The organism is Amycolatopsis sp. NPDC028719 (assembly GCF_055565395.1).
In genome coordinates this window covers 23,229-47,419 of sequence record NZ_JBVHUL010000012.1, presented here as the reverse complement: position 1 = coordinate 47,419, position 24,191 = coordinate 23,229, and the positions used below count along the sequence as shown (strand labels likewise).

Below are 24,191 nucleotides of genomic sequence, written 5' to 3'. Positions count from 1 at the left end.
CGCGGAATTCAGCCGGCCTGCGCCGTCAGCTCGCCGCGGAACGTCGTGCGGTATGCGCTCGGTGACACTCCGAGGGCGGCCTGGAAGTGCTGGCGCAGCGATGCCGCCGTGCCGAAGCCGGCCTCCGCCGCGACGCGGTCGACCGGCAGGTCCGACTCCTCCAGCAGCTGGCGGGCGCGCTCGATCCGTTGCTGCGTCAGCCATTGCAGGGCCGAGATGCCGACCTCGTCGCGGAAGCGGCGGGTGAACGTCCGGGTGCTCATCGCCTCGCGGGCGGCTAGTTCGCGCAGCGTCAGCGGGCGGTGCAGGTTCTCCAGCGCCCACGCTCGCGCCGCCTTCGTCGACGACGTGCGCGGCTCGGGTACCGGCCGCCGGACGAACTGGGCCTGGCCGCCTTCGCGGTGCGGGGACACCACCGTGCCGCGGGCGACCTCGTTGGCGACGGCCGCGCCGTGGTCGCGGCGGATCATGTGCAGCACCAGGTCGATTCCGGACGCGACGCCCGCGGACGTCAGGACGTTGCCGTCGTCGGTGTAGAGGACGCACGGGTCGACCTCGACCTCTGGGAACCGGTTCTGCAGGTCGTCGGCGGAGCGCCAGTGGGTCGTCGCGCGGCGGCCGTCGAGGAGGCCGGCCGCGGCGAGCACGAACGCGCCCGTGCAGATCGACGCGATCCGCGCGTCCGCCGGGATCCGGTCCAGCGCCGCCGCGAGGGGCGGGGTCAGCACGCGCGCCATCGGCTCGTACTCGGCCAGCGATGCCGGGACGATCACCGTGTCGGCTTCCGCCAGCACCTCGGGACCGCGGTCGATCGGGATCGTGAAGTCGGAGTCGGTGCGGACCGGGCCGGGTTCGAGGGTGCAGGTCACGACCTCGTACAGCGGCTCGCCCGACGCCGAGCGCGCCTGCCCGAAGAGCCGGTGGACGATGCCCAGCTCCATCACGAGCATGCCGTGCCTGACCAGCACGGCGACGTGGTGACGCGAAGGGTGCACGAAAGCGGCCATGGCTCGATTCTTGCACATGTTGGCTATCAGGCCACTCGATCGAGGCGCCGGCCCGCGTGACCATCGAGGTCATGAACGTCTTGTGGGTTTACGCGCATCCCGAGCCGCGCTCGCTGAGCGGGGCCCTTCGCGACGACGGGCTCCGGACGCTCCGCGAGCTCGGTCACGACGTCCGGGAGTCGGACCTGTACGCGATGAAGTGGAACCCGGTGGTCGACGCGGCCGACTTCGGCGCCGAGGCGGACGACGAGCGGCTGGTCGTCGGGGCGACGTCGGCCCGGGCGCACGCACGCGGTGAGCTGAGCCCGGACATCGTGGCCGAGCAGGAGAAGCTCGACTGGGCGAACACGGTCGTGGTGCAGTTCCCGTTGTGGTGGTACGGCATGCCCGCGATCCTCAAGGGCTGGTTCGACCGCGTGTTCGTGAAGGGGTTCGGCTACGGCGTCCGCGCGGCGGACGGCCGAACACTGCGCTACGGCGAAGGCAGGCTCGCGGGCAAGCGCGCGATGGTGGTGCTCACCGCGGGGGCCCGCGAGCCGGCCCTGGGTCCGCGCGGGGTGAACGGCGAACTAAACGAAGTCCTGTGGCCGCTGCAGCACGGAACTCTGTTCTACGCGGGAATGTCGGTCCTGGAGCCCCTCCCGGTCTACGGTGCCGACCGGCTCCCGGACGACCAGTTCGCCGAAGCCCGAGAACGCCTACGCGAACGTCTGCGCACGCTGGAGACAGCCGACCCGATCCCGTTCCGGACCCAGCACGGCGGCGACTACGACGAAGACCTGGTCCTGCGTCCTGACCGCGCACCCGGCGAGACGGGCCTGGCCGTCCATCTCACCTGAAGTGAAGGGCACATCGAGAGACCCGAAGTCCCTCGATGTGCCCTTCACGGCTTTACGCGGGGAGGGTGAGCCGCTGGCCCAAGCCGCCGTCCACCGGGAGGTCCGCTCCCGTGGTGAACGTCGCCTCGAACGCCAAGAACAGCACCGCCGCCGCGACTTCCTCCGGCCTCGCGTGTCTCTTCAGCGGCGTCACCTCGTCGCCCGTCGCCTTGAAGGCCGCCATTACCGAAGACGGCACCCCCGTCACCCCCATCGTCGGAGTGTCGGTGTAGCCCGGGCTGACCACGTTCACCCGGATCCCGCGCGGGGCCAGCTCGGCCGCGTACGTCAGCGCGAACGACCGGACCGCCGCCTTGGCCGCCGAATACGGCCCCATTCCCGCGATCCCTGCCCCGGCCGCCACCGACGTCGTGAACACGAACGACCCGCCCGGCCGCACCAGCCCGGCCAGCCGCTGGGCCGTGAAGTACGCGCCCTTCGCGTTGACGTCGAACGTGCGGTCGTAGATCTCCGGAGTCGCTTCCGAATACGGCGTCAAAGTCGCGAAACCGACGTTGATGAACACCAGGTCCACCGACCCGAGGGTGTCCGCGGCGACCGAAGCCAGCGAGTCGATGTCGGCCAGCGACGAAGCGTCCGACGACAGCAGGTGCGCCGGCAGGTCCAGTCCCGACACGTCGCGGCCGGTCGCCAGGACCTCCGCGCCGCCGTCCGCCAGCGCCCGCACCACCGCCAGCCCCATTCCGTGCGTGCCGCCCGTGACGACGGCCTTCTTCCCCGAGTACTTCACCGGATCTCCTCGATGACGCTGGCGATCGCGTGCGCACCGTGGCCCGCCGCCACCGCGCGGTCGAACAGCTCCCGTACGGCCGCCGGCACCGAAGACCCGATCCCCTGCGCGCGGCTCGTCTCCACCAAGAGGCCGAGTCCGGCCGCGTTGATGTCCAATGCGGACACGTCGGTCTCGTAGTCGCCACTGGCCACCTGCGCGCCGATCCCCGGCAGGAACCCGCCGACCGCCGAAAGCCACGACAACGCCATCGGCGTGAACGTCGAAGGCGTGACGCCTTCGGTCCCCACCAACGCCAGCGCGTGCAGGTACCCGGCCATCGTCGACCACATGATGCCCAGCAGCGCCAGGTCGTACAGCGCCGCCAGACCGGCGTCCTCGCCGAGGAACACCGGCTCCCCCAGCACCGACAACACCTCGCGCTGCGCCGAAAACGCCGGCACCGATCCGCTGTACAGGATCCGTGACTCCGCGGTCCCGATGCCCTGCGGCACCGCCATGATGACGCCGTCCACGTAGTCGATCCCCGCCGACGACGCCCACGAAGCGACCTCACGAGCCTGCGCGGGGGTTCCCGACGTGAGGTTGACGAGCACCTTCGGGGAAGCGGCTTCCAGCACCGCCCGCTGACTGTCGTATGTGGACAGACAGCTGACGACGACGTCCGCCGAGGCCACCTCCGCCGGCGTGGCCGCGAGCCGCGCGCCGCGGTCGAGCAACGGCCCCGCCTTGAGCGGCGACCGGTTCCACACCACGACGTCGTGGCCCGCCCCCAAAAACGCGCCGGCGAGGGCCGAACCCATCCGGCCCAGGCCGAGCACGCCCACTTGTTTCTTGCTTTCTCCCATGCCGATCATGCTGCGGGCGCGCTTTACGATGGACAAGTACCGACTAATAAGTCAGGTACCCACCCGAAGGTAAGGATCCTGCATGCTGGCGAGAACCTACCGCTGCGGACTGGACGCGGCGATCGACGTCGTCGGCGGTCGCTGGAAGGCCTTGATCCTCTGGGCCTTGCACGCCGAGCCGCTGCGGTTCGGGGAACTCAAGCGGAAAGTGAGCGGGATCAGCGAGAAGATGCTGATCCAGGCGCTGCGGGAGCTGGAGGCGGACGAGGTCGTGCACCGCGAGGTGTTCCACGAGATCCCGCCGAAGGTCGAGTACTCGCTGACCGAGCTGGGGCAACGGCTGAACACCGCGTTGCTGCCGCTGGGCGACTGGGGCGAGGAGAACATGGCCGGCATCGCGAAGCGCCGTGGCGTCACCCCCGCGCCGCCGCACACTCCTCGAGCGTGATCGCGGCGCCTAGGCGGTCACCAGGTCCGCACCGGTGAAGAACGTCGAGGCCGCGGACATCGCGTCGGCGTCCAGGAGCACGTCGCCGGGGCGGCTGCCGTTCCCCAGGAGCACGCCACCCCAGTTCATGCCGAGGTACTCCGCGCACAGCTCGAGCGTGCCGATCAGCGGCTGGGCCTCGCGCGGCGTCTCGCTCAGGACGCTCACGCCCCACAGCGACTTGCCGCGCATCTTCGGCTTGAAGTCGACCGGCAGCCGCATCCAGCCCGACCAGTAGTCCAGGTAGAGCTTCACGCTCGCCGCGACCGAGTACCAGTACACCGGCGACACGATCACGATGTCGGTCGCCGCGAACGTCGCGTCCATCAGCAGCTGCTCGTTCTCGCCGGGCTCAGGGTGCGAACCGGCGCCGTGACGGCGGTCCTCGAACGGCGGCAGCGGCAGCTCGGGCAACCGGAGCCACCGCTGCTCGACATCGGAAGGCAGCTCCTTGGCCGCCCGCCGGGCCAGCATCTCCGTGTTCCCGCCGGCCCGCGCCGCGCCGACCAGGAAGAGGAAGTTCCGCGTCATCTCGAGTCCCCTCAGTTACTTGCATGTACATATAAAGACTGTCCCTGGACTATGCTGGTGTCAAGAGGAGGCCGGAAATGACCGTCGACGAACAGTCCTGGGGACGCATGCTCGTGCTGCACGCCCGCATCGAGCAGGACTTGGGGAAGGCACTGCAACGAAGGCACGGGCTGGGCCTGTCCGAGTACCGCGCGCTCGGCAAGCTGGTCGCGGGTCCGCGCGGCGGCCTGCGGATGCAGGAGCTCGCCGAGGCGATCGGGCTCAACCAGAGCTCGGTCAGCCGGATGTGCGCGCGCCTCGAAGACGCCGGCCTGACGATCCGCGACCTGTGCGAAGACGACCGCCGCGGCGTCTACTCGGTGATCACCGACGCCGGTCGCAAGCGCTACGCCGAGACCGAGCCGACGTACTGCTCGGTGCTGCGGACCTCGCTGGACAAGGCCGCGAGCGACCCGGAGCTCGCCGCCGCGGTCAGTGCCGTCCGCGGCGCTTGACCCGCATATGCCTCAGTGGTTATATACGGGCACAGGCAACCCAACGGGAGGACGCCGTGTCCGCGAAGCTGCTGACCGTCGATGATCGCCCTGTCCTGCGGCTGGAACGCCGGCTGAAGCACGCGCCCGAGAAGGTCTGGCACGCCATCACCGACCCGGCCGAGCTCGCGCACTGGTTCCCGGCGAAGGTGGACGTCGAGCTGCGCGACGGCGGCGCGATCCGGTTCACCTTCCCCGGCGAGGACACGACGACGACCGGGAAGGTCGTCACCGCCGACCCGCCGCGCGAGTTCACGTTCGTCTGGAACGACGACACCCTGCGCTGGCTGATCACCCCCGACGACGACGGCAGCCTCCTGGAGTTCACGCACACCTTCGGCCGCGGCGAGCCGGCGATCGCGAAGCTCGCGGCGGGCCGCAACGCCAGCGGCTGGGACGTCTGCCTCGACGCCCTCGACGCGCGGCTGGCCGGCCGCGGCTTCGAGCAGCCGGCGGACTGGCACGCCCGCATGGCGTCCTATGTGGAGGAGTTCGGCCTCGGCTTCGGCGAGGTCCTCCCCGACGGCACGATCCGCTTCCGCCGGGACCTCGTCTGGAAGCCGGTGGACGAGGTCCGCGCGCTGCTCCCGGACGAACCCGGCTGGCACGTCGTCCAGGATCCCCTCGAAGGCACCCGCGTCGAGTTCACCGAGCCCGCGCCCGACGACGTCGTCGCGGAGCTGGCCCGGCGCCACGAGCAGCTCGACAAGCTGTTCGCCGCCACGCACGGCGTCGAACTGCCGGACTGGACGCCCGACCGCGTCGAAGCCGTGAAGAAGCATTACGCGGAGCGTCCGACCCAGGGTTGACGCGCGGCGCGGGCGTCCGCATTACGTTCGGTGCATGCGAATTCGCGTGGTGCTGGACGCGCTCGCGGTCCTGGTGCTGGCGTTCGGGGCCGGCGGGAACCTCGCCGCGGGGGCGTGGGCGCTGCCGCCGTGGCTGCCCGCGTGGCTCGGCTGGACCATCCTGCTGACGAGCGTCACGCCGATCCTGCTGCGGCGCTGGTGGCCGCGGCCCGCCTACGTCGCGGCGCTCGCGCTGACCGCCGCGGCCGTGCCGATCGGCGGGCCGGTGCTGGCGGTCGCCGTCGTGGCGGCCGGGTGCGCGCTCTACACCTTCGTGGTGCACCGGGGCAGCCGCGCGTCGCGGTTCGGGTTCGCGGCCGGGCTGGCCGGGATCGGCCTGGCCGCGTTCGTGGTGCCGAACCCGAGCGTCGCCACCACCGTCAACTTCGGGACGTCGGCGCTGATCGTCGGGTTCGCGCTCGGCGTCGCCGTGCACGGGCGCCGCGAGTACGCCGCGGCCGAGCGGGAAAACCACGCGCGGGAAGCGGTTTCGGCGGAGCGGCTGCGGATCGCGCGCGAGATGCACGACGTCGTCGCGCACAGCATGAGCCTGATCGCCGTGAAGGCGGCCGTCGGCAACCACGTCGCCCTGGAACAGCCCGCTGAGGCGCGGGAAGCGTTGCGGGTCATCGAGGACACCAGCCGTGAGACGCTCGCCGAGCTGCGGCGGATGCTGGGCGTGCTGCGCGACGGCACCGGCGTCCCGGCGCTCGCCCCCGCCCCGACGCTCGACGACCTGCGCACGCTCGCCGAACGCGCGGAGCAGGCGGGCCCGTCCGTGGATCTCGCCGTCGAGGGGCTCGACGAGCTGCCGGGTGGCGTCGGCCAGTCGGTGTACCGGATCGTGCAGGAGGCACTGACCAATGTGGTCAAGCACGCGGGCGCGACGACGTGCCGCGTCCGCGTCACGGGCGGCGAGGGGGAAGTGAGCATCGAGGTGCGCGACGACGGCCGCGGCGGCTCCGCGACCCCGGGCCACGGCCTGATCGGCATGCGCGAGCGCGTGGCCGTCTACGGCGGCGACTTCTCCGCGGAGCCGGCGGAGGCCGGGTTCCGCGTGTTCGCGCGCCTCCCCTACGAAACGGTGGTGGCCGGATGACCCGCGTCCTGATCGCCGACGACCAGGCGTTGCTGCGCGGCAGCTTCCGGGTGCTGGTGGACAGCGCACCCGGCCTGGAGGTGGTCGGCGAGGCGTCGGACGGCGTCGAGGCGGTGGCCCTGACGCGGCGCGAGCAGCCGGACGTCGTGCTGATGGACGTCCGGATGCCGTCGATGGACGGCATCGAGGCGACGCGCCGGATCTGCGCGGAGTCGGCGGTCCGGGTGCTGATGCTCACGACGTTCGACCTCGACGAGTACGTGTACGCGGCGTTGCGCGCGGGCGCGAGCGGGTTCCTCCTGAAGGACACGCGGCCGGCGGACCTGCTGGCGGCGATCGAGGTCGTGGCGTCGGGGGACGCGCTTCTGGCGCCTTCCGTGACGCGCCGGCTGGTGGCGGAGTTCGCGCGGCTGCCGACGGGCCCGGTGAAGCGGCTGGAGGGGGTGACGGCGCGTGAGCAGGAGGTGCTGGCGCTGATCGCGCGGGGGTTGTCGAACGACGAGATCGCTTCGCGGCTGCACCTGGGGATCGCGACGGTGAAGACGCACATCGGGAGGCTGCTGCACAAGCTGGCGGCGCGCGACCGGGCGCAGCTGGTGATCGCGGCGTACGAGTCCGGCCTGGTGCGGCCGACCGCGTCGTGACCCGGCCGGGGACGTTGCCTACGCCACACGCGAAGTGACCGGCAAGTAGCTAAGCTCCCGTGGCATGAGCAGTGCGACGGAGCCGCTCGGGACGCCGCCCGAGGATGAACCGGACATCCACACCACGGCCGGCAAGCTGGCCGACCTGTACCGCCGGTACGACGAGGCGGTGCACGCGGGCTCGGCCCGCGCGGTGGAGAAGCAGCACGCCAAGGGCAAGAAGACCGCGCGCGAGCGGATCGAGCTGCTGCTCGACGAGAACTCGTTCGTGGAGCTCGACGAGCTGGCCCGGCACCGCTCGACCAACTTCGGGCTCGAGAAGAACCGCCCGTACGGCGACGGCGTCGTCACCGGCTACGGCACCGTCGACGGCCGTCCGGTGTGCGTGTTCAGCCAGGACGTGACGGTGTTCGGCGGCGCGCTCGGCGAGGTCTACGGCGAGAAGATCGTCAAGGTGATGGACCTGGCCATCAAGACCGGCCGGCCGATCATCGGCATCAACGAAGGCGGCGGCGCGCGCATCCAGGAAGGCGTCGTCTCGCTCGGCCTGTACGGCGAGATCTTCAACCGCAACGTCAAGGCGTCCGGCGTCATCCCGCAGATCTCGCTGATCATGGGCGCGAACGCGGGCGGCCACGTCTACTCCCCCGCGCTCACCGACTTCGTCGTGATGGTCGACGAGACCTCGCAGATGTTCATCACCGGCCCGGACGTCGTCAAGACGGTCACCGGCGAGGACGTCACCTTCGAGGAGCTCGGCGGCGGCCGCACCCACAACACGAAGTCCGGCGTCGCGCACTACCTCGGCAACGACGACGAAGACGCCATCGCCTACGTCAAGGAACTGCTCTCCTACCTGCCGCAGAACAACCTCTCCGACGCGCCGGTGTTCGAGCCGTCGGACACCCCGGCCGGCTTCTTCGACGACGTCACCGACTCGGACCGCGAGCTGGACACGATCATCCCGGACTCGCCGAACACCCCGTACGACATGCACGAGGTCATCACCCGCGTGGTCGACGACGGCGACTTCCTCGAGGTCCACGAGCTCTTCGCGCCGAACATCATCGTCGGCTTCGGCCGCGTGGACGGGCAGAGCGTCGGCGTCGTCGCCAACCAGCCGACGCAGTTCGCCGGTTGCCTCGACATCGACGCGTCCGAGAAGGCGGCGCGGTTCGTCCGCACCTGCGACGCGTTCAACATCCCGGTGCTCACCTTCGTCGACGTCCCGGGCTTCCTCCCGGGCACCGACCAGGAGTGGAACGGCATCATCCGCCGCGGTGCGAAGCTGATCTACGCCTACGCGGAGGCGACGGTTCCGCTGGTCACGATCATCACGCGCAAGGCGTACGGCGGCGCGTACGACGTCATGGGCTCCAAGCACCTCGGCGCCGACATCAACCTCGCCTGGCCGACCGCGCAGGTCGCGGTGATGGGCGCCCAGGGCGCGGCGAACATCGTGCACCGCAAGACCCTCGCGAAGGCGGCTTCCGAAGGCCAGGACGTCGACGCGCTGCGCGCCGAGCTGATCCAGGAGTACGAGGACACACTGCTCAACCCGTATGCGGCGGCCGAGCGCGGCTACGTCGACTCGGTGATCGTGCCGGCGCACACCCGCGGGCACGTCGCGCGGGCGCTGTCGCTGCTGCGAGACAAGCGCGAGTCGCTGCCGCCCAAGAAGCACGGGAACATCCCGCTGTGAGCGAGGAGAAGCCCCTGCTGCGGGTGGTTCGCGGAAACCCGAGCGACGCCGAGCTGGCGGCGCTGACGGCGGTCGTCGCCGCGGCGTCGGCGGCTCGGCCCGCGCGGAAGCCGAAGCCGCGTACGTCGTGGTGGGGCGATCACGCCGCTTCGCTGCGTAAGCCGCTTCACCCCGGCGAAGGTGCTTGGCGCGCTTCGGGTTTCCCCAGCTGACCTTTCAGCGCTGAACGGCGTCGAGGAACACGGTCGGGACTTCGTTCTCGCGGACGACCCGGCCCAGCAGCGTCGCCAGCTTTTCCCGGTCCGCGGCGGGCAGGCCGTCCGCCAGGTCGGCGACGCGCCGGCACGTCGCCGCGTAGAAGTCCTCCGCCAGGTCGCGGCCTTCCGCCGTCAGCACGACCTGCACCGCGCGGCGGTCGTCCGGGTCCGGCTCGCGGCGCACGAGCCCGCGCCGGACCGCGCGGTCGACCAGCCCGGTCAGGCTGGACTTTTCGAGGCCGAGCGTCGCGCCGAGGTCGCCCATGCCGTACGGCCGGCCCATCAGCACGCACAGCAGCTGTCCCTGCTGGACGGTCAGCCCGTACTCGCGGGCGGATTCGGCGTAGACGGCGTTCACCAGGAACGACGCCCGCACGAGCCCGGCGACGACGCCGAGGTCCTCCCCGCGTTTCCCCATCTCACCACCCTACTTCGCGACGGCCTCGCGCACGGCGGGCACGATCTCCTCGGCCCAGCGCGCGGCGGCGACCGCGTCGGGTGTGGTGCCGCCGCGCCCGAAGAGCACGAATCCGGCCGCGCCGTGCTCCAGCACCGCGCCGGTCAGCTCCTCGATCCACTGGTCCGGTGAGCCGCCGATCCAGCGGCCGTCGTCACCGCGGGTGGCGCGCAGCGGCTCCGCCGTGATGCGACCGGGGAAGTTGTAGACGGTGGCGATGTCGCCGGGATCGCGTCCGGCGTCGACGGCGGCCTGGTCGATCACCGGGCGTGAGGTGCGGTAGCGCTCGCTGAGCCAGTCGGCGGCGCGGCCGGGCATCCACCCGTCGGCCACGCGTCCGGTGACGGCGAGCGACTTCGGCCCCACCGAGCCGGTCCACACCGGCGGCATCGCTTCCGCGGCCGGCTCCAGGGCGGTGACCTGGTAGAACTCGCCGTCGAAGGTGACCGGCTCGCCGCCCCCGCCCAGCAGCTTCACCAGCCGGATCCCCTCCTCGAAGGCACGGACGGCCTGTCCGGGGGTTAGCTTGGTGAACCCGAGCCGCGCGATGTCGTCCCAGAGGCCGCCGACGCCCATCCCGAGCACGATCCGGCCACCGGTCAAGGCGCTCAGCGACGTGATCGTGCGAGCGAGCATCGGCGCGGGGCGCGTCGGCAGGTTGGTGACGCTGACCAGGCCGGAGATCCGCTCGGTGCGTCCCAGCAGGACACCGATCTCGGCGTACGCGTCGAGGCGGTCGGCGAAGTAGGGGTGATCGGACACGGTGAGCACGTCGAGCCCGGCGCGATCGGCTTGGACGGCGAGGTTCAGGGTGTCGGGTACGGCGGCGACAGCTGTGGACACCCCGATGCCGAAGTGCGTCATAATTCCTCCCAGTGTTAGTTCGTGTTACGAACTTATGATACATAGTTCCCAGCACGAACTACTGGCGGTTCGCCACTCCGCGCCGACCGCGCGGATATTCGGTTCCCTCCGGCCGGTGCGGCGGCTAACGTGGGTCTCGCCCGGTGCGGCGGTGAGGGTTACTTCTCTGGTATCCCATGGGTTCGACTCCCGAAAGCCTTCACCACTTCGATCTCGGGCAACGCACTCCCGGTGCGGAAAGTTCTCGGGAGCCGCGGCCACACCGATGCCCGGTGCGCAGGCGAGGGTTACTTCCTTGTAATGGGCAGGTCGGGGGTTCGAATCCCTCCCGGGCCGTTCCGGTCCGGTAGCTCAGCATGGCAGAGCAGCAAACGTACCTTCACCGACTTCGAACTCGGGCATCGCCGTGGCCGCGGCTCCCTCATCACGAGGGGGAGAAATGAGCAAGTTCAACACCGCCCGCGCGCCCGCCGCGAGCTCGCCGGTCCGCGGTGAGGCCACGCCGTCCGCCGTCACCCACGAAGGTGGCGCCGGCTACGCGCGCGACGCCCGGTCCGAGCTTTTCCTGCTCGCCGTCACCAACATGGTCGGTGAGCACACCTTCTACGAGTCCGCCGGTGCGCGCGACACCCGCTACACCGCGCTCGTCCACGCCGCGACCCTCGAGGATCCACAGTGGACGGCCCGGTTCCTGCGCTGGCTGCGCACCGAAGCGAACCTGCGCACCGCGTCGCTCGTCGGCGCGGCCGAGTTCGCCAAGGCGCGCCTCGACGCCGGGCTCGACGGGCTCGGCCGCCAGGTCGTCGCCGACGTCCTGCAGCGGGCCGACGAGCCCGGCGAGCTGCTCGCCTACTGGACTTCCGTGCACGGCAAGACCATTCCGAAGCCGGTCAAGCGCGGCGTGGCCGACGCGGCCCGGAAGCTCTACGACGAGCGCGCGTACGTCAAGTGGGACTCGGCCGCGCGGGTGTTCCGCTTCGCCGACGTCCTCGAGCTGACCCATCCGGGCCCGCGCGATCCCGCCCAGGGCCAGCTGTTCAAGCACGTCCTCGACGAGCGGCACGACCGCGGGAACCCGCTCCCGGACGCACTGGAGGTCCTGCGCGCCCGCGCCGAGCTGACGGCGTGGGACGTTCCGCGTCGCCGTGCGCTGTTCGCGCAGCCGGACGCCGCGGACGTCCTCCGCGCGGCCGGCATGACGTGGGAGTCGGTCGCCGGCTGGCTGCAGGGTCCGCTCGACGCGCGCGTCTGGGAGGCACTGATCCCGTCGATGGGTTTCATGGCGCTGTTGCGGAACTTGAGGAACTTCGACGAGGCCGGCGTCTCGGACGAGGTCGCGCAGCGCGTCGCCGGGCGGCTGGCCGATCCGGCGCAGGTCGCGAAGTCGCGGCAGCTGCCGATGCGGTTCCTGTCGGCCTACCGGGCCGCGCCGTCGCTGCGCTGGGCGTGGGCACTCGAGCAGGCGATCGCGCTTTCGCTGGCGAACGTGCCCGAGCTGCCCGGCCGGACGCTCGTGCTCGTCGACACCTCGTCGTCGATGAACATGGGGTTCAGCCGCGACGGCACCCTGATGCGCTGGGACGCCGCCGCGGTCTTCGGCCTCGCGCTGGGCCGCCGGTGCGCGGACGCCGACGTCGTCTCGTTCTCGGACCGCCTGCTGGGCGGCACGCGCACCAAGGTGTTCAGGCTGCGCCGGGGCGGGTCGCTGCTGAGCGACGTCGAGCGCTGGAGGTCCGGCGGCTTCTTCCTCGGCGGCGGGACGAACACGGCGGGCGCGCTGCGGAAGCACTTCGCGAAGCACGACCGCGTCGTCATCCTCACCGACGAGCAGGCCGGCTTCGGTGACGTCGGGCAGGCGCTGCCCGCACACGTGCCGCTGTACACGTGGAACCTGGCCGGCTACCGGTACGGTCACGCGCCGTCCGGCACCGCGCACCGGCACACGTTCGGCGGCCTGACCGACCAGGGGTTCCGGATGATTCCCCTGCTCGAGGCTGGGCGGAACGCCGACTGGCCGTTCTGAGAGAAGCCGTGAGGGGCGCCTTCAGGGATCTTTGAGCCCTGGAGGCGCCCCTCACGGCTTTCGCGCCGTGTACGGACCGTCACAGAAGTGACCGTGGACCAGAAAGTAGTCTGCGCCGTATAGTCCACGTGGAATAAACGACCTGGAGTCATCCGGAGGGACCAACGATCATGGCCTCGGCCAAGCTGACCCCGCTCGGCATCGCCGTGCTGGAGCTGCTCCACGAGAAACCCATGCACCCGTACGAGATGGCCCAGCTCATGCGCGAGCGGTACGTCGACACCCGGGTCAACGTGAAGGCGGGATCGCTCTACCACACCGTGGAACGCCTGCACCGCGGCGGTTTCGTCGAGGTCGTCGACACGCAACGCGACGGCCGGCGGCCCGAGCGGACCGTCTACGGCATGACCCAGGCCGGGCTGGACGAGTTCAGCCAGCGCGGCCGCGAACTGCTGGGCGACGTCATCAAGGAGTTCCCCGCCTACCTGTCCGGGCTCGCCGTCATCGACGAGCTGGGCAAGGAGGCGTCACTGCTCGAGCTCGAGCACCGCGTCACGCGGCTGCGCGCCGGCGTCGCCGCCGACCAGGCCGTGCTCGACCACCTCACCGGGGACGGCACGCCGGAGATCTACTGGCTCGACTGGCGCTACCAGTGCGACCACCGGAAGTTCGAGCTCGAGTGGACCGAACGGCTCCTCGACGACCTGCGCTCCGGGCGGATCCCGTTCCAGGACCACCACCACCAACGCCACCTGAGCCTCATCACCAGGGAAGACGACGATGAACGCAAGACAAGCTAACCCGTGGGCCGCGCTGGGCGCGCTGTGCCTCGGCTTCTTCATGATCCTGCTCGACACGACGATCGTGTCGATCGCGATCCCGACCATGCTGCGCGAGCTGAACGCCGGGCTGAACTCCGTCGTCTGGGTGATCAGCGTCTACCTGCTGACCTACGCCGTGCCGATGCTGTTCACCAGCCGGCTCGGCGACCGCTTCGGCCCGAAGCGGGTGTTCCTGGCCGGGCTGGTCGTGTTCACCGGCGCGTCGCTGTGGTGCGGTCTCTCCGGCAACGTCGAGATGCTGATCGCCGCGCGGGCCGTGCAGGGCATCGGCGCCGCGCTGATGACGCCGCAGACGCTGGCGTTCATCACGCACCTGTTCCCGCCGGCCAAGCGCGGCCCGGCGATGGGCATGTGGGGTGGCGTCGCCGGGCTGGCGACGATCACCGGCCCGCTGCTCGGCGGCGTGCTCGTCGACCACCTCGGCTGGGAGTGGATCTTCTACGTCAACGTGCCGATCGGCGTGGTCGCCATCGTGATGACACTGCTGCTGGTGCCGGACTGGCAGCCGAAGCACTCGCACTCGTTCGATTTCATCGGCATCCTGCTGTCCAGCCTGGCGCTGCTGTTCATCGTGTTCGGCGTGCAGAACGGCCAGCAGTACGACTGGGGCACCGTCTGGGGCGGGATCACGGTGTTCGAGATCATCGGCGCCGGCGTGCTGATGCTCGTGGCGTTTGTGGTGTGGCAGCGGGCGAACAAGCGCGAACCACTGCTGCCGCTGCAGGTCTTCGCCAACCGCAACTTCTCGGCGGGCACGCTCACGGCGACGACGGTCGGCTTCGCGATGACCGGCATGTTCCTGCCGCTGGTGATCTACATCCAGTCGGTGCTCGGCCTGAGCCCGACGATGGCGGGCCTGCTGACCGCGCCGATGTCGCTGCTGTCGGGGATCGTGGCGCCGTTCGTCGGGAACCTGTCCGACAAGGTGAACGGCAAGTACCTGGTGATGTTCGGCCTGGCGGCGCTGGCCGGCGGGCTCGGGGTCATCGCACTGCAGGCGTCGCCGACGAGCAGCCCGTGGAGCTTCATCCCGGCGCTGCTGCTGTGCGGGCTCGGCATCGGCTGCATCTTCTCGCCGATGAGCAACATGACGATGGGTTCGGTGGAGCCCCGGCTGGCCGGCACGGCTTCGGGGATCTTCAACACCTCCCGCCAGGTCGGCGGCGTGCTCGGCTCCGCGGCCATCGGCGTGCTGCTGCAGGCCCAGGTCAGCTCGTCCATCGCGGACGAAGCGGCGAAGGCGGCTTCGCAGCTGCCGGAGCAGTATCGGGCGCCGTTCGCGGAAGGCATCGCGAAGGCCGCGGCGAGCACCGGGGAGTTCGGGTCGGCCGGCGGGCCGTCGCCGATGCCGGGGCTGCCCGCGGAGGTCGCCGCCCAGGCCGGCCGGCTCGCGTCGGACGCGGTCCACAGTGGACTGACGGACGCCGCCCGGGTGACGATGCTGCTGCCGATGGCCGTGCTGCTGCTGGGCGTGCTCTCGGCAGCTGTGCTGCGGCAGGTCAAGCCGCGCTGGGAGACCCCGGCGCCGGCGCCCGAGGCCGCCACGGCCTGACGGAAAGCCTCTGAAGGCCACCTTGAGGGCACCGGATGCCCTCAAGGTGGGCTTCAGAGCATTCGGCGACCCGGAACCGTGTGGGCCTCCGCGCCGGGTGTCGGGACCGGAGCGGAGGCCCGCACGAACCGCGGGAGCGGTGGTTCAGCGCGCGGTCTTCGGCGCCGAGGCCGAATCCGCCCGGATGGTCGCCCGGCCCTTCGTCGCGCGGATCCTGGTCCACAGCGACTGCGTCCTGGTGAGGGGCGTCGATTCCGTGACTCGCACGGTCATCGGTCACCTCCGCGTCTTCCCGGCGCCATATGTTGCGAGCCACAACAAACTAACTCCGAACCCGCGGTGACGCCGGTCACAATTCGGTTACGACGAGCGTCCGGGTACCTTCGCCGTGTGCAGTTCGTCCTCGCCTCCCAGTCCCCCGCCCGGCTCGCCCTCCTGCGGTCCGCCGGCCTCGATCCGGCCGTGTTCGTCTCCGGCGTCGACGAGGACGCCGTCGCCGCCTCGCTGACCGACCCGGCGCCGTCGGAGCTCGTCGCGGCCCTCGCCGCGGCCAAGGCCGAAGCGGTCCTCGACCAGGTCGCCGCGGCCCACCCGGACGCCGTCGTCGTCGCCTGCGACTCGATGCTGAACATCGGCGGGCAGATGGTCGGCAAACCGGCGAACCCGGACATCGCGCGGCAGCGCTGGGCCGCGATGGCGGGGTCATCCGGTCAGCTCCTCACCGGGCACGCGGTCGTCCGGCTCGACGGCGGGACGCGCGCGAAGGAGACCAGTGGCTGGGAGTCGACGACCGTCCGGTTCGGCACGCCGAGCGCCGAGGAGATCGACGCGTACGTCGCGACCGGCGAGCCGCTGCACGTGGCCGGCGGGTTCACGATCGACGGCCTGGGCAGCTGGTTCGTCGAGGGGCTCGACGGCGGGCACACGAGCGTGATCGGCATCAGCCTGCCGCTGACGCGCCGGCTGCTGGCCGAGGTCGGCGTGAGTGTCGTGGATCTCTGGCGGCGTCCCGCATCCTGAGAAGGGCGCCACACGAACGGGTGATCCGGAAGAGTCCTGCCTTGCCTAACGTTCTCTTTACCCGGCAAGACAAGAAACTTTCGAGCACCGGAGTCGCCCCGTGTCTTTCGTACGGACATACACCAAGCCGCGGGTGTTCGCGGCCGCGGTTCTCGGCTCGCTCGTCGTCGGCGCCCTCCTGGGCGTCGTCGCACGGCAGACCGAAGCCGGCTGGCTGACCGATCTCCTCGACCAGATCGGCACCATCTTCACCACGCTGCTGCAGATCGCGGTGATCCCGCTGGTCTTCACGGCGATCGTGGTCGGCATCAACAGCCTGCGGAAGCTCGGCGGTGGCCGCACCGCCGCGCGCCTCGGCGGCAAGACGGTGCTCTGGTTCGCCATCACGTCGTTCATCGCCTCGCTGATCGGCATCGCCGTCGGCCGGCTCTTCGACCCGGGTTCGGGCGGGCTCGGCGGCGTCACGGCGACCGCCAAGAACGCCGACAAGGCGGCGCAGAGCGTGGACCACTGGGGTTCGTGGAGCGCTTTCGTCGACGGGCTCCTGCCGGAGAACTTCGTGAAAGCGTTTGCCGACGGCGAGACGCTGCAGGTGCTCTTCCTCGCGCTGGTCATCGGCGCGGCCGCGTACAGCCTGGGTGACAAGGCGAAGCCGTTCGTGGACTTCACGACGAGCGTGTTCGAGATCATCCAGCGGTACCTCGGCTGGATCGTCCGGCTGGCCCCGATCGGCATCATCGGCCTGATCGGCGCGGCGGTCTCCAACTACGGCGACGCGCTGTTCCGGCCGCTGTTCTCCACCACGCTCGCGGTGTACGTCGGCTGCCTGCTCGTGCTGTTCGTCGTCTACCCGATCCTGCTTCGGTTCGTGGCGAAGGTCAGCCCGCTGAAGTTCTTCGCGAAGGCGGGCACGGCGATCCAGTTCGCGTTCGCTTCGCAGTCCTCGGCCGCGACGCTGCCGCTGACCCGCCAGTCCGCGGTGAACCTCGGCGTCCAGCCGGCGTACGCGGCCTTCGCGACCCCGCTCGGCAGCGCGACGAAGATGGACGGCTGCGCGGCGGTCTTCCCGGCGATCGCGGCGATCTTCGTCGCGAACCTGGCCGGGGTGTCGCTGAACTTCTGGCAGTACGTCGGCATCGTCGTGGTCGCCGTGGTCGGCGCACTGGCGACGGCCGGCACCACCGGCTGGCTGACGGCGTTCACGCTGACGACGTCGTTCATCGGCCTCGACGCGAAGCAGGTCGCGATCGGCCTGGCGCTGATCTATTCGGTCAACCCGATCATGGACATGATGCGCACGGCGACGAACGTGGCCGGCCAGATCGCGGTCCCGGTGATCGTGGCGCGCGGCGAAGGCCTCCTCGACGACGAGGTCCTCGACGCCCCGACCGACAACCCGGAGCACAGCGACGACGGCACGGAGGCCCGCCACACGGAACCCGCCCCCGCCTGACCCGCAAGTCCGTGAATGTCGCATTGAGGGACTTGAAGTCCCTCAATGCGACATTCACGGCTTCAAGACGGGCAGGTGCGCAGGTCGGCGCGGGTGAGGCGGATGTCCGGCCAGCCGCGCAGGTCCGACGGGGCCGTGTACCGGCGTGTGCAGCCGACCGACTTGCCCGTCAGGTCGTACACCTGGCCCAGCACCGGGGCCGCGTCGCACTTCGGGGTTCCGGAGTCCGCGCCGCGGCAGTCGTGGCGGACGACGATCACGTCCGGGCGGCCGTCGGCCGTGACGTCGTAGAGGGACAACGTCCCCGCGTCCGCGAAGTACGGCTTGCCCGGCGCGCGCCAGACCCCGCCGCTCGCGACGAGCAGTTCGCCGTACGCCGTGGTGCCCTGGTCGCCGACGTCGCCGCGGACCAGGCACGTCGGCGCCGGGCCGTCGATGCAGCGCAGCGAGTTCTGGTCCAGCCGCACGCCCAGCTGGCCGATCGACAGCTCGAACACCGTGCCCGGCTCCGGCCCGACGCGCACCCGCGCCGAACCGCCCACCGCGTCGGTCAGCAGCACCACCGGGGTCCCGCCGACCGTCATCGCCGCGAGCTGGCGGCACGGGCCGCCGCCGCACGTCACCACCGGTGACACCGGCGCGGCCGCGGGCTCGGCCACCCCGGCGGGCTCCTCCGGCCGCGGCCGCAGCAGGAACACCGCGGCGATCGCGCCGAGGGTCACCACCGCGGCCAGCACCGCGGTGAGCAGCGCCGACCGGGGCGTGCGCGCCGCCGAAGTCCGCATGAGACAGAGCGTAAGCCGCGTCGCGACTGTGTGTGGGCAGCGGCCCGGCGGGGTGTGGCCGAAATCCCCCGGCCGGGCACCCGGCCGAGGCACCCCGCCTTCGCGGAGAGTGTCCGTCTATGTTGTCCGGGTGACCAACCCGAACCTTCCCCCCGCGCTCTACCTCCCGACCGGCCCGGTCGACGCCGAGACCGAGGGCGCGTCGATCGAGCTGCGCCGCACGCCGGACGGCCGCACCGCCCTGGTCGCGTTCACCGCGCTCGACCGGCTGATCGACTGCTGCGGCGAGCACCAGCCGTGGGCGCTGGTGAACACCGAGCACCTGCCGAAGGTCCACGCGGCGAACCCGTACGACGTCATCGTGCTCGACTCCCCGCTGCCCCAGGAGCTGCGCCACCACGTCTGAGCGTGGTTCAGCTCTCACTCAAGAGACTCCCGACGTCAGATCCGTAGACTCCCCCGTACCGCGTGGGCGGTCAGCAAAGCAGCTGTCGGGACGCAGGAGGTGCGGGGTGGCCGAGCAGGTCGGCGAATCCACCGGTGGTCCGGTGACCAAGATCCTGGTCGCCAACCGGGGCGAGATCGCGGTACGCGTGATCAGAGCCGCCAAAGACGCCGGCCTGGCCAGCGTCGCGGTGTACGCCGACCCGGATCGCGACGCACCGCACGTGCGCCTGGCCGACGAGGCCTTCGCGCTCGGCGGCACCACGGCCGCCGAAAGCTACCTGAACATCGAGAAGCTGCTCGACGCCGCCAAGCGCGCGGGCGCCGACTCCGTCCACCCGGGCTACGGCTTCCTCTCCGAAAACGCGGACTTCGCCCAGGCCGTCCTCGACGCCGGGCTGACCTGGATCGGGCCGAGCCCGCAGGCCATCCGCGACCTCGGCGACAAGGTCACCGCGCGCCACATCGCCATGCGCGCGGGCGCGCCGCTGGTGCCGGGCACGAAGGAGCCGGCCAAGAACGCCGACGAGATCGTCGCGTTCGCCGACGAGCACGGCCTGCCGGTCGCCATCAAGGCCGCGTTCGGCGGCGGTGGCCGCGGCCTCAAGGTCGCGCGCACCCGCGAAGAGATCCCCGAGCTGTTCGAGTCGGCGACGCGGGAAGCCGTCGCCGCGTTCGGCCGCGGTGAGTGCTTCGTCGAGCGCTACCTGGACAAGCCGCGTCACGTCGAGGCGCAGGTGCTGGCCGACATGCACGGCAACGCGATCGTCGTCGGCACCCGCGACTGCTCGCTGCAGCGCCGGCACCAGAAGCTCGTCGAGGAGGCGCCCGCGCCGTTCCTGAGCGACGAGCAGCGCAAGCGCATCCACGAGTCGGCGAAGGCGATCTGCAAGGAAGCCGGCTACTACGGCGCCGGCACGGTCGAGTACCTCGTCGCCACCGACGGCACCATCTCCTTCCTCGAGGTCAACACGCGCCTGCAGGTCGAGCACCCGGTCTCGGAGGAGACCACCGGCCTCGACCTCGTCCGCGAGATGTTCCGCATCGCGCGCGGCGAGAAGCTGCGGATCACCGAAGACCCCGAGCCGCGCGGTCACTCGATCGAGTTCCGCATCAACGGCGAGGACGCCGGCCGCGGCTTCCTGCCCGCGCCGGGCACGGTGACGAAGTTCGTCGCGCCGAGCGGGCCGGGCGTGCGCGTCGACTCCGGTGTCGAGTCGGGCAGCGTCATCGGCGGCCAGTTCGACTCGATGCTGGCGAAGCTGATCGTCACCGGCTCGGACCGGAACAACGCCCTCGAACGCAGCCGCCGCGCGCTGGCCGAGATGGTCGTCGAGGGCATGGCAACGGTGCTGCCGTTCGACCGCGTGATCGTCGACGACCCCGCGTTCATCGGCGACGAGAACGGCTTCAGCGTGCACACGCGCTGGATCGAGACGGAGTTCGACAACAAGATCGAGCCGTTCGTGGCGCCGGACGTCGAGGCCGCCGAGGAAGAGCCGCGCCAGAACGTCGTCGTCGAGGTCGGCGGGCGGCGCCTGGAGGTGTCGCTGCCGGGCGGGTTCGCGCTCGAAGGCGGCGCCGGGGGCGGTACCGCCGTCAAGGCGAAGCCGCGCAAGCGGGCGGGCGGCGGCAAGGCCGCGGTGAGCGGCGACGCCGTCACCGCGCCGATGCAGGGCACCATCGTGAAGGTGGCCGTCGAAGAGGGCCAGACGGTCGAAGCCGGTGAGCTGATCGTCGTCCTCGAGGCGATGAAGATGGAGAACCCGGTCACCGCACACAAAGCGGGTACGATCACCGGTCTTTCGGTCGAGGTCGGCGCCGCCGTGACGCAGGGCACGCAGCTTCTCGAGATCAAGTAGGGCAGAACGTTGCAGATGTCGTGGTGGGCCGCCCCCGAGGCGGCCTACCATCGACAAGGTGACCGAAGTCCCGTCTCCGCAGCTGCGGATCAGCGACCAGAACCGCGAGTCCGCGCTGTCCGCGCTCGGTGAGCACATGAGCGCGGGGCGGATCGACATCGACGAATACGGCGAGCGCTCGGCGCGGATCACCGCGGCGAAGACGCGCGGCGAGCTCGTCGAGCTCTTCGCGGACCTGCCCGCGCCGCACCCCCGCTATGACGACGTCCCGCAGGCCGTCGCCGCGCCCGAGCCGGCGGCCGCGCCCGCGCCGCGGCAGCCCGCTTCGCCGGAAGGCTGGACCGGCCCGCAGCGGTTCGTCGCGGCGTTCGTCCCGCTGGTCTGGATCGCGGTGATCGCGCTGATCGCCACCGGCGTCGTGCACGGGGCGCTGATCCTCGTCCCGATCGGGCTGAGCATCTTCGGCCGCTCGATGTGGGGCCACAGCGGGCACGACAACAACCACCGCCACCACGATCACCACGACCGCCGCGAGCGGCACCTGCGCGACCGGGAGCGCCGCCGCGAGCTGCGCGACTCCTTCCGCGACCACCGGCGCGGCCTGGGCCGCTGATCCGCCGTGGGCGACATGCGGTTGAGCGACGACGAACGCCAGGACGCCCTGGACGTCCTCGAAGAGCACGTCCGCTCCGGGCGGCTCGACATCGACGAGTACGGCACCCGCTCGGCGAAGGTCACCGCGGCCAAGCGGGTCAGCGAGCTCATCCCGTTGTTCGACGACCTGCCCTCGCCGCGCCCGAGCGCCCTGCTCAACGGGGCCTCCGCGCCCCCGGTGCCGGTGATGTCCGGGGAAAGCGCGCTCTCGCAGTTCCTGACCCGCGGCGCGGTCCCGATCGCGATCATCCTGGCGGTCGCGGTGCTCATCCTGTCCCGCGGCCGGCTGCTCATCATCTCGATCGCGCTGCCACTGGTGGTCGCGATGATCGCCGGGACCCGCCGGCGGCGCTGAGCCTGCGAGAATCACCGGCGTGATGGGCGTGGTGCCGGGCGCGCTGGACGCCCGAGGCGAACGGGTGGCGGGGCCGATCTTCACCGGCGTCGGCCTGGCCGGGCTCGCCGCATGCGTGCTCTGGGGGCCCGGCATCCGGGGCGCCACGCTGGTCGCCGTCGTCGTCGCGGCCGCGTGGATACCGCTGCTGATCCCGCTGTTCCCGCACCGGCGCACGCATCCGTGGCTCGTCGCGGGCTACTACGCCGGGGTGCTCGCGGTCGCGACCGTGCTGGTGGCGCGCGAGGACACGTTCATGGGCTTCGCGTCCTTCGGCTATCCCCTCGCCTTCGTGCTCTTCCCCGCGCGATGGGGGTTCTTCGCGGTGGCCGCGACGGCGACGTTGCCGCTGCTGGCCGCCGATCCGGATTCGCGCAGCCCGACGTGGGTGCTCGTCCTGTCGATGGCCGGGCCGCTGCTGTACGCCGCGTGGTTCGTCGGCGCGGAGAGCGAGCGGCGGCGGAAGGCGAACGTCCGGCTGGAGGCCGCGCTCGAGGAGAACGCGGACCTGCACGCGCGGCTGGTCGCCCAGGCACGGGAAGCCGGCGTGCTCGACGAACGGCAGCGGATGGCCCGCGAAATCCACGACACCCTGGCCCAGGGCCTGACCGGCATCGTCACGCAGTTGCAGGCGGCGGACGGCCCGGATCGCGACCGGCGGCTGGAGCGGGCCGAGCAGCTGGCCCGCGACAGCCTCGGCGAAGCGCGTCGCGCGGTGCAGGCCCTGCGGCCGGAACCGCTGGTCGACGCCCAGCTGCCGGAAGCGCTTTCCCGGCTGGCCAGGCGGGTCTCCGAGACGTCCGGGGTCGCGGTGCGCGTGGAGACGACCGGCGACACCCGGCCGCTGCTGCCCGACCTGGAGGAGACGCTCTACCGCGTCGCGCAGGAGGCACTGGCGAACGCGGAGAAGCACGCGAAGGCGTCCCGGATCGGCGTGACACTGTCCTATGCGGACGATCTGGTGCTGCTCGACGTCGTCGACGACGGTGCCGGCTTCCGCCCCGGCGACCGCGGTGACGGCACCGGGTTCGGCCTGGAGGCGATGCGGCAGCGCGTCCGCCGGGTCGCGGGGACGCTGACGATCGAGAGCGCGCCGGGCGGCGGCACGGCCGTGAGCGCCCAGGTCCCCGCGCTCTGAGATTGCTCCTTTCGGCGGGCAACCGGTTCCCCGCCTCGGACGTGTGGTCCGTGCAGGTCGGGGAAAGGGGACCAAATGAAGAAGACGTGGATGCGGGCGGGGGTGCTCGCCACCGTGGCGATCGCCGTCACCGCACTGGGAGTTCCGGCTTCCGCGAACGCCGCGGCGGTCCGCATTCCGTGGCGGCCGACGATCCTGCCGCTGCCGCCCGGCGCGGGCGCGGGCAACATCACCGGGTCGGACGGGAAGGGCGAGTACACCGGCACGTTCCGGGTCAACGACGTCACCCAGGCCGTGAGCTGGCGCAACGGGCAGCCGTTCTTGCGTGGCGTGCCGGATGGGTACGAGCGGGTCGACGCCAACGACGAAAACTCGTCCGGCGTCGTGGTCGGCACGATCCACGACTACGAGACCTTCACCAGCCGGACGTTCACCTTGGACGAGTCGTGGTACCACATCAAGGACAACCCGGCGGGCTACCAGGAAGTGACCGGCATCGCGATCAACACCCGCGGCGACGTGCTGGGCGAGGCCTACCAGCCCGGGGTGCCCCGGGCCATCGTCCTGTGGCGGGCCGACGGCAGCGCGCCGGTGGTCATCCCGGAGACCGGGGACGTCTCGTCTCCGCGCGACCTGGACGACGACGGCACGATCCTGCTGAGCACCGGCACCGGCTCGGCACTGTGGAAGGACGGCGTCTTCCGGAAGCTCTCGCCGAGCCCATCCGCGCAGGCCGAGGGGATCGCGATCCGCAACGGAGTCGTCGTCGGGTGGCGCTCGTGGGGCGGCAGCCAGGCAGCCCGCTGGTCGACAGCGGATTCGGCGATCGTCGGCCTGGAGGGCGGCGGCTTCGCGCAGGACGTCAACAAGGCCGGCCTGACGGTGGGCATGGTGCCGACGCCGTCGGGGCCGCAGATCTACGGCAACGCGGCGGTGTGGCGCGGCACGGTCCCGGGCGTGGTCCAGGGCCCGAGCGGCTATTCGGTGTTCCGGGCCGAGGTCGCGGCCGATGACGGCACGCTGGCCGGCTACGCGTCGAACGACGCGACCCCCAGCAGCGGGGTGCCGGTGATCTGGCGCTTGACGCCGTGACGCGGCCTTGACCGCCGGGCCGGGAG

General features: G+C 71.1%; 27 protein-coding genes. 19 read left to right on the top strand and 8 right to left on the bottom strand.

Annotated elements, in window-relative coordinates; all coding sequences use genetic code 11:
* Positions 1-8: 8 nt before the first annotated feature.
* Positions 9-1,007: a GlxA family transcriptional regulator gene (locus ACZ4TR_RS40470; RefSeq protein ID WP_465293438.1), complete on the bottom strand. Its 999-nt coding sequence runs from the start codon at positions 1,005-1,007 to the stop codon at positions 9-11.
* A gap of 71 nt (positions 1,008-1,078) precedes the next feature.
* On the opposite strand from ACZ4TR_RS40470, the gene ACZ4TR_RS40465 reads away from it, so the two are divergent.
* Positions 1,079-1,846 (top strand): NAD(P)H-dependent oxidoreductase, encoded by a 768-nt coding sequence (locus ACZ4TR_RS40465; RefSeq protein WP_465293437.1) that lies wholly within the window; start codon positions 1,079-1,081, stop codon positions 1,844-1,846.
* Between the two features lie 52 nt (positions 1,847-1,898).
* On the opposite strand, the gene ACZ4TR_RS40460 is transcribed toward ACZ4TR_RS40465, so the two are convergent.
* Positions 1,899-2,636 (bottom strand): SDR family NAD(P)-dependent oxidoreductase, encoded by a 738-nt coding sequence (locus ACZ4TR_RS40460; RefSeq protein ID WP_465293436.1) that lies wholly within the window; start codon positions 2,634-2,636, stop codon positions 1,899-1,901.
* Entirely contained in the window at positions 2,633-3,484 is an 852-nt protein-coding gene (locus ACZ4TR_RS40455; RefSeq protein WP_465293435.1) for an NAD(P)-dependent oxidoreductase, read from the bottom strand. Before ACZ4TR_RS40455 ends, ACZ4TR_RS40460 begins: the two co-directional genes overlap by 4 nt.
* Before the next feature lie 82 nt (positions 3,485-3,566).
* On the opposite strand from ACZ4TR_RS40455, the gene ACZ4TR_RS40450 reads away from it, so the two are divergent.
* Positions 3,567-3,932: a winged helix-turn-helix transcriptional regulator gene (locus ACZ4TR_RS40450; RefSeq protein WP_364518798.1), complete on the top strand. Its 366-nt coding sequence runs from the start codon at positions 3,567-3,569 to the stop codon at positions 3,930-3,932.
* A gap of 9 nt (positions 3,933-3,941) precedes the next feature.
* On the opposite strand, the gene ACZ4TR_RS40445 is transcribed toward ACZ4TR_RS40450, so the two are convergent.
* Positions 3,942-4,502, bottom strand: coding sequence for a flavodoxin family protein (locus ACZ4TR_RS40445; protein ID WP_465293434.1), 561 nt, complete (start codon positions 4,500-4,502; stop codon positions 3,942-3,944).
* A 77-nt stretch (positions 4,503-4,579) separates the two neighbouring features.
* On the opposite strand from ACZ4TR_RS40445, the gene ACZ4TR_RS40440 reads away from it, so the two are divergent.
* The 6 genes from ACZ4TR_RS40440 to ACZ4TR_RS40415 all read left to right on the top strand — a co-directional run bounded on the left by ACZ4TR_RS40440 (position 4,580) and on the right by ACZ4TR_RS40415 (position 9,540).
* Positions 4,580-4,996 (top strand): MarR family winged helix-turn-helix transcriptional regulator, encoded by a 417-nt coding sequence (locus ACZ4TR_RS40440; protein ID WP_285999899.1) that lies wholly within the window; start codon positions 4,580-4,582, stop codon positions 4,994-4,996.
* 56 nt (positions 4,997-5,052) lie between these two features.
* Positions 5,053-5,844 (top strand): SRPBCC family protein, encoded by a 792-nt coding sequence (locus ACZ4TR_RS40435; RefSeq protein WP_465293433.1) that lies wholly within the window; start codon positions 5,053-5,055, stop codon positions 5,842-5,844.
* Between the two features lie 34 nt (positions 5,845-5,878).
* Positions 5,879-6,982, top strand: coding sequence for a sensor histidine kinase (locus ACZ4TR_RS40430; RefSeq protein ID WP_465293432.1), 1,104 nt, complete (start codon positions 5,879-5,881; stop codon positions 6,980-6,982).
* Positions 6,979-7,626, top strand: a complete 648-nt coding sequence (locus tag ACZ4TR_RS40425) for a response regulator transcription factor (RefSeq protein WP_364518806.1) — start codon at positions 6,979-6,981, stop codon at positions 7,624-7,626. The genes ACZ4TR_RS40430 and ACZ4TR_RS40425 overlap by 4 nt, the downstream gene beginning before the upstream one ends.
* Before the next feature lie 64 nt (positions 7,627-7,690).
* Positions 7,691-9,328: an acyl-CoA carboxylase subunit beta gene (locus tag ACZ4TR_RS40420; RefSeq protein WP_465293431.1), complete on the top strand. Its 1,638-nt coding sequence runs from the start codon at positions 7,691-7,693 to the stop codon at positions 9,326-9,328.
* Entirely contained in the window at positions 9,325-9,540 is a 216-nt protein-coding gene (locus tag ACZ4TR_RS40415) for an acyl-CoA carboxylase subunit epsilon (protein WP_364518810.1), read from the top strand. Before ACZ4TR_RS40420 ends, ACZ4TR_RS40415 begins: the two co-directional genes overlap by 4 nt.
* A 4-nt stretch (positions 9,541-9,544) precedes the next feature.
* On the opposite strand, the gene ACZ4TR_RS40410 is transcribed toward ACZ4TR_RS40415, so the two are convergent.
* Both ACZ4TR_RS40410 and ACZ4TR_RS40405 read right to left on the bottom strand, forming a co-directional pair.
* On the bottom strand, positions 9,545-10,003 hold the full coding sequence (locus ACZ4TR_RS40410; protein ID WP_465293430.1) for a MarR family winged helix-turn-helix transcriptional regulator: 459 nt from the start codon (positions 10,001-10,003) through the stop codon (positions 9,545-9,547).
* Between the two features lie 9 nt (positions 10,004-10,012).
* Entirely contained in the window at positions 10,013-10,906 is an 894-nt protein-coding gene (locus ACZ4TR_RS40405) for an LLM class flavin-dependent oxidoreductase (RefSeq protein WP_465293429.1), read from the bottom strand.
* Between the two features lie 439 nt (positions 10,907-11,345).
* Between ACZ4TR_RS40405 and ACZ4TR_RS40400 the strand changes: the two genes are divergently transcribed.
* The 3 genes from ACZ4TR_RS40400 (at position 11,346) to ACZ4TR_RS40390 (ending at position 15,323) form a co-directional block, all read left to right on the top strand.
* Positions 11,346-12,929 carry a TROVE domain-containing protein gene (locus ACZ4TR_RS40400; RefSeq protein ID WP_465293428.1) on the top strand — a complete coding sequence of 528 codons (1,584 nt, stop codon included), beginning with the start codon at positions 11,346-11,348 and terminating at the stop codon, positions 12,927-12,929.
* A gap of 170 nt (positions 12,930-13,099) precedes the next feature.
* Positions 13,100-13,729: a PadR family transcriptional regulator gene (locus ACZ4TR_RS40395; RefSeq protein WP_465293427.1), complete on the top strand. Its 630-nt coding sequence runs from the start codon at positions 13,100-13,102 to the stop codon at positions 13,727-13,729.
* Positions 13,710-15,323, top strand: a complete 1,614-nt coding sequence (locus ACZ4TR_RS40390; protein ID WP_465293426.1) for a DHA2 family efflux MFS transporter permease subunit — start codon at positions 13,710-13,712, stop codon at positions 15,321-15,323. The genes ACZ4TR_RS40395 and ACZ4TR_RS40390 overlap by 20 nt, the downstream gene beginning before the upstream one ends.
* Before the next feature lie 144 nt (positions 15,324-15,467).
* Here ACZ4TR_RS40390 and ACZ4TR_RS40385 read toward each other — a convergent pair whose 3' ends face one another.
* On the bottom strand, positions 15,468-15,596 hold the full coding sequence (locus ACZ4TR_RS40385; RefSeq protein ID WP_465293425.1) for a hypothetical protein: 129 nt from the start codon (positions 15,594-15,596) through the stop codon (positions 15,468-15,470).
* A 117-nt stretch (positions 15,597-15,713) separates the two neighbouring features.
* Between ACZ4TR_RS40385 and ACZ4TR_RS40380 the strand changes: the two genes are divergently transcribed.
* Entirely contained in the window at positions 15,714-16,343 is a 630-nt protein-coding gene (locus tag ACZ4TR_RS40380) for a Maf family protein (protein ID WP_465293424.1), read from the top strand.
* Between the two features lie 100 nt (positions 16,344-16,443).
* Positions 16,444-17,796, top strand: coding sequence for a dicarboxylate/amino acid:cation symporter (locus ACZ4TR_RS40375; RefSeq protein ID WP_465293423.1), 1,353 nt, complete (start codon positions 16,444-16,446; stop codon positions 17,794-17,796).
* A 62-nt stretch (positions 17,797-17,858) separates the two neighbouring features.
* Here ACZ4TR_RS40375 and ACZ4TR_RS40370 read toward each other — a convergent pair whose 3' ends face one another.
* Positions 17,859-18,581 carry a hypothetical protein gene (locus ACZ4TR_RS40370; RefSeq protein ID WP_465293422.1) on the bottom strand — a complete coding sequence of 241 codons (723 nt, stop codon included), beginning with the start codon at positions 18,579-18,581 and terminating at the stop codon, positions 17,859-17,861.
* Positions 18,582-18,711: 130 nt separating this feature from the next.
* Here ACZ4TR_RS40370 and ACZ4TR_RS40365 point away from each other — a divergent pair, with 130 nt between their 5' ends.
* The 6 genes from ACZ4TR_RS40365 (at position 18,712) to ACZ4TR_RS40340 (ending at position 24,165) form a co-directional block, all read left to right on the top strand.
* Positions 18,712-18,987, top strand: coding sequence for an SAV_915 family protein (locus ACZ4TR_RS40365; RefSeq protein ID WP_465293421.1), 276 nt, complete (start codon positions 18,712-18,714; stop codon positions 18,985-18,987).
* Between the two features lie 106 nt (positions 18,988-19,093).
* Positions 19,094-20,887: an acetyl/propionyl/methylcrotonyl-CoA carboxylase subunit alpha gene (locus tag ACZ4TR_RS40360; protein ID WP_465293420.1), complete on the top strand. Its 1,794-nt coding sequence runs from the start codon at positions 19,094-19,096 to the stop codon at positions 20,885-20,887.
* Between the two features lie 58 nt (positions 20,888-20,945).
* On the top strand, positions 20,946-21,500 hold the full coding sequence (locus tag ACZ4TR_RS40355) for a DUF1707 SHOCT-like domain-containing protein (protein WP_465293419.1): 555 nt from the start codon (positions 20,946-20,948) through the stop codon (positions 21,498-21,500).
* 6 nt (positions 21,501-21,506) lie between these two features.
* Positions 21,507-21,896, top strand: a complete 390-nt coding sequence (locus ACZ4TR_RS40350) for a DUF1707 SHOCT-like domain-containing protein (protein ID WP_465293418.1) — start codon at positions 21,507-21,509, stop codon at positions 21,894-21,896.
* Positions 21,897-21,918: 22 nt separating this feature from the next.
* Positions 21,919-23,073 carry a sensor histidine kinase gene (locus ACZ4TR_RS40345; protein WP_465293665.1) on the top strand — a complete coding sequence of 385 codons (1,155 nt, stop codon included), beginning with the start codon at positions 21,919-21,921 and terminating at the stop codon, positions 23,071-23,073.
* Between the two features lie 75 nt (positions 23,074-23,148).
* The gene (locus ACZ4TR_RS40340; protein WP_465293417.1) at positions 23,149-24,165 is read left to right on the top strand and encodes a hypothetical protein; all 1,017 of its coding nucleotides are present in this window, start codon (positions 23,149-23,151) and stop codon (positions 24,163-24,165) included.
* The last annotated feature ends 26 nt before the right edge of the window (positions 24,166-24,191 follow it).

Coding starts and splice junctions, on each gene's coding strand:
- ACZ4TR_RS40370 (WP_465293422.1), bottom strand. CDS start 18,581: ATGCGGACTTCGGCGGCGCGCACGCCCCGGTCGGCGCTGCTCACCGCG.
- ACZ4TR_RS40455 (WP_465293435.1), bottom strand. CDS start 3,484: ATGGGAGAAAGCAAGAAACAAGTGGGCGTGCTCGGCCTGGGCCGGATG.
- ACZ4TR_RS40405 (WP_465293429.1), bottom strand. CDS start 10,906: ATGACGCACTTCGGCATCGGGGTGTCCACAGCTGTCGCCGCCGTACCC.
- ACZ4TR_RS40465 (WP_465293437.1), top strand. CDS start 1,079: ATGAACGTCTTGTGGGTTTACGCGCATCCCGAGCCGCGCTCGCTGAGC.
- ACZ4TR_RS40440 (WP_285999899.1), top strand. CDS start 4,580: ATGACCGTCGACGAACAGTCCTGGGGACGCATGCTCGTGCTGCACGCC.
- ACZ4TR_RS40390 (WP_465293426.1), top strand. CDS start 13,710: ATGAACGCAAGACAAGCTAACCCGTGGGCCGCGCTGGGCGCGCTGTGC.
- ACZ4TR_RS40340 (WP_465293417.1), top strand. CDS start 23,149: ATGAAGAAGACGTGGATGCGGGCGGGGGTGCTCGCCACCGTGGCGATC.
- ACZ4TR_RS40445 (WP_465293434.1), bottom strand. CDS start 4,502: ATGACGCGGAACTTCCTCTTCCTGGTCGGCGCGGCGCGGGCCGGCGGG.
- ACZ4TR_RS40395 (WP_465293427.1), top strand. CDS start 13,100: ATGGCCTCGGCCAAGCTGACCCCGCTCGGCATCGCCGTGCTGGAGCTG.
- ACZ4TR_RS40450 (WP_364518798.1), top strand. CDS start 3,567: ATGCTGGCGAGAACCTACCGCTGCGGACTGGACGCGGCGATCGACGTC.
- ACZ4TR_RS40410 (WP_465293430.1), bottom strand. CDS start 10,003: ATGGGGAAACGCGGGGAGGACCTCGGCGTCGTCGCCGGGCTCGTGCGG.
- ACZ4TR_RS40420 (WP_465293431.1), top strand. CDS start 7,691: ATGAGCAGTGCGACGGAGCCGCTCGGGACGCCGCCCGAGGATGAACCG.
- ACZ4TR_RS40425 (WP_364518806.1), top strand. CDS start 6,979: ATGACCCGCGTCCTGATCGCCGACGACCAGGCGTTGCTGCGCGGCAGC.
- ACZ4TR_RS40385 (WP_465293425.1), bottom strand. CDS start 15,596: ATGACCGTGCGAGTCACGGAATCGACGCCCCTCACCAGGACGCAGTCG.
- ACZ4TR_RS40345 (WP_465293665.1), top strand. CDS start 21,919: ATGGGCGTGGTGCCGGGCGCGCTGGACGCCCGAGGCGAACGGGTGGCG.
- ACZ4TR_RS40470 (WP_465293438.1), bottom strand. CDS start 1,007: ATGGCCGCTTTCGTGCACCCTTCGCGTCACCACGTCGCCGTGCTGGTC.
- ACZ4TR_RS40400 (WP_465293428.1), top strand. CDS start 11,346: ATGAGCAAGTTCAACACCGCCCGCGCGCCCGCCGCGAGCTCGCCGGTC.
- ACZ4TR_RS40430 (WP_465293432.1), top strand. CDS start 5,879: ATGCGAATTCGCGTGGTGCTGGACGCGCTCGCGGTCCTGGTGCTGGCG.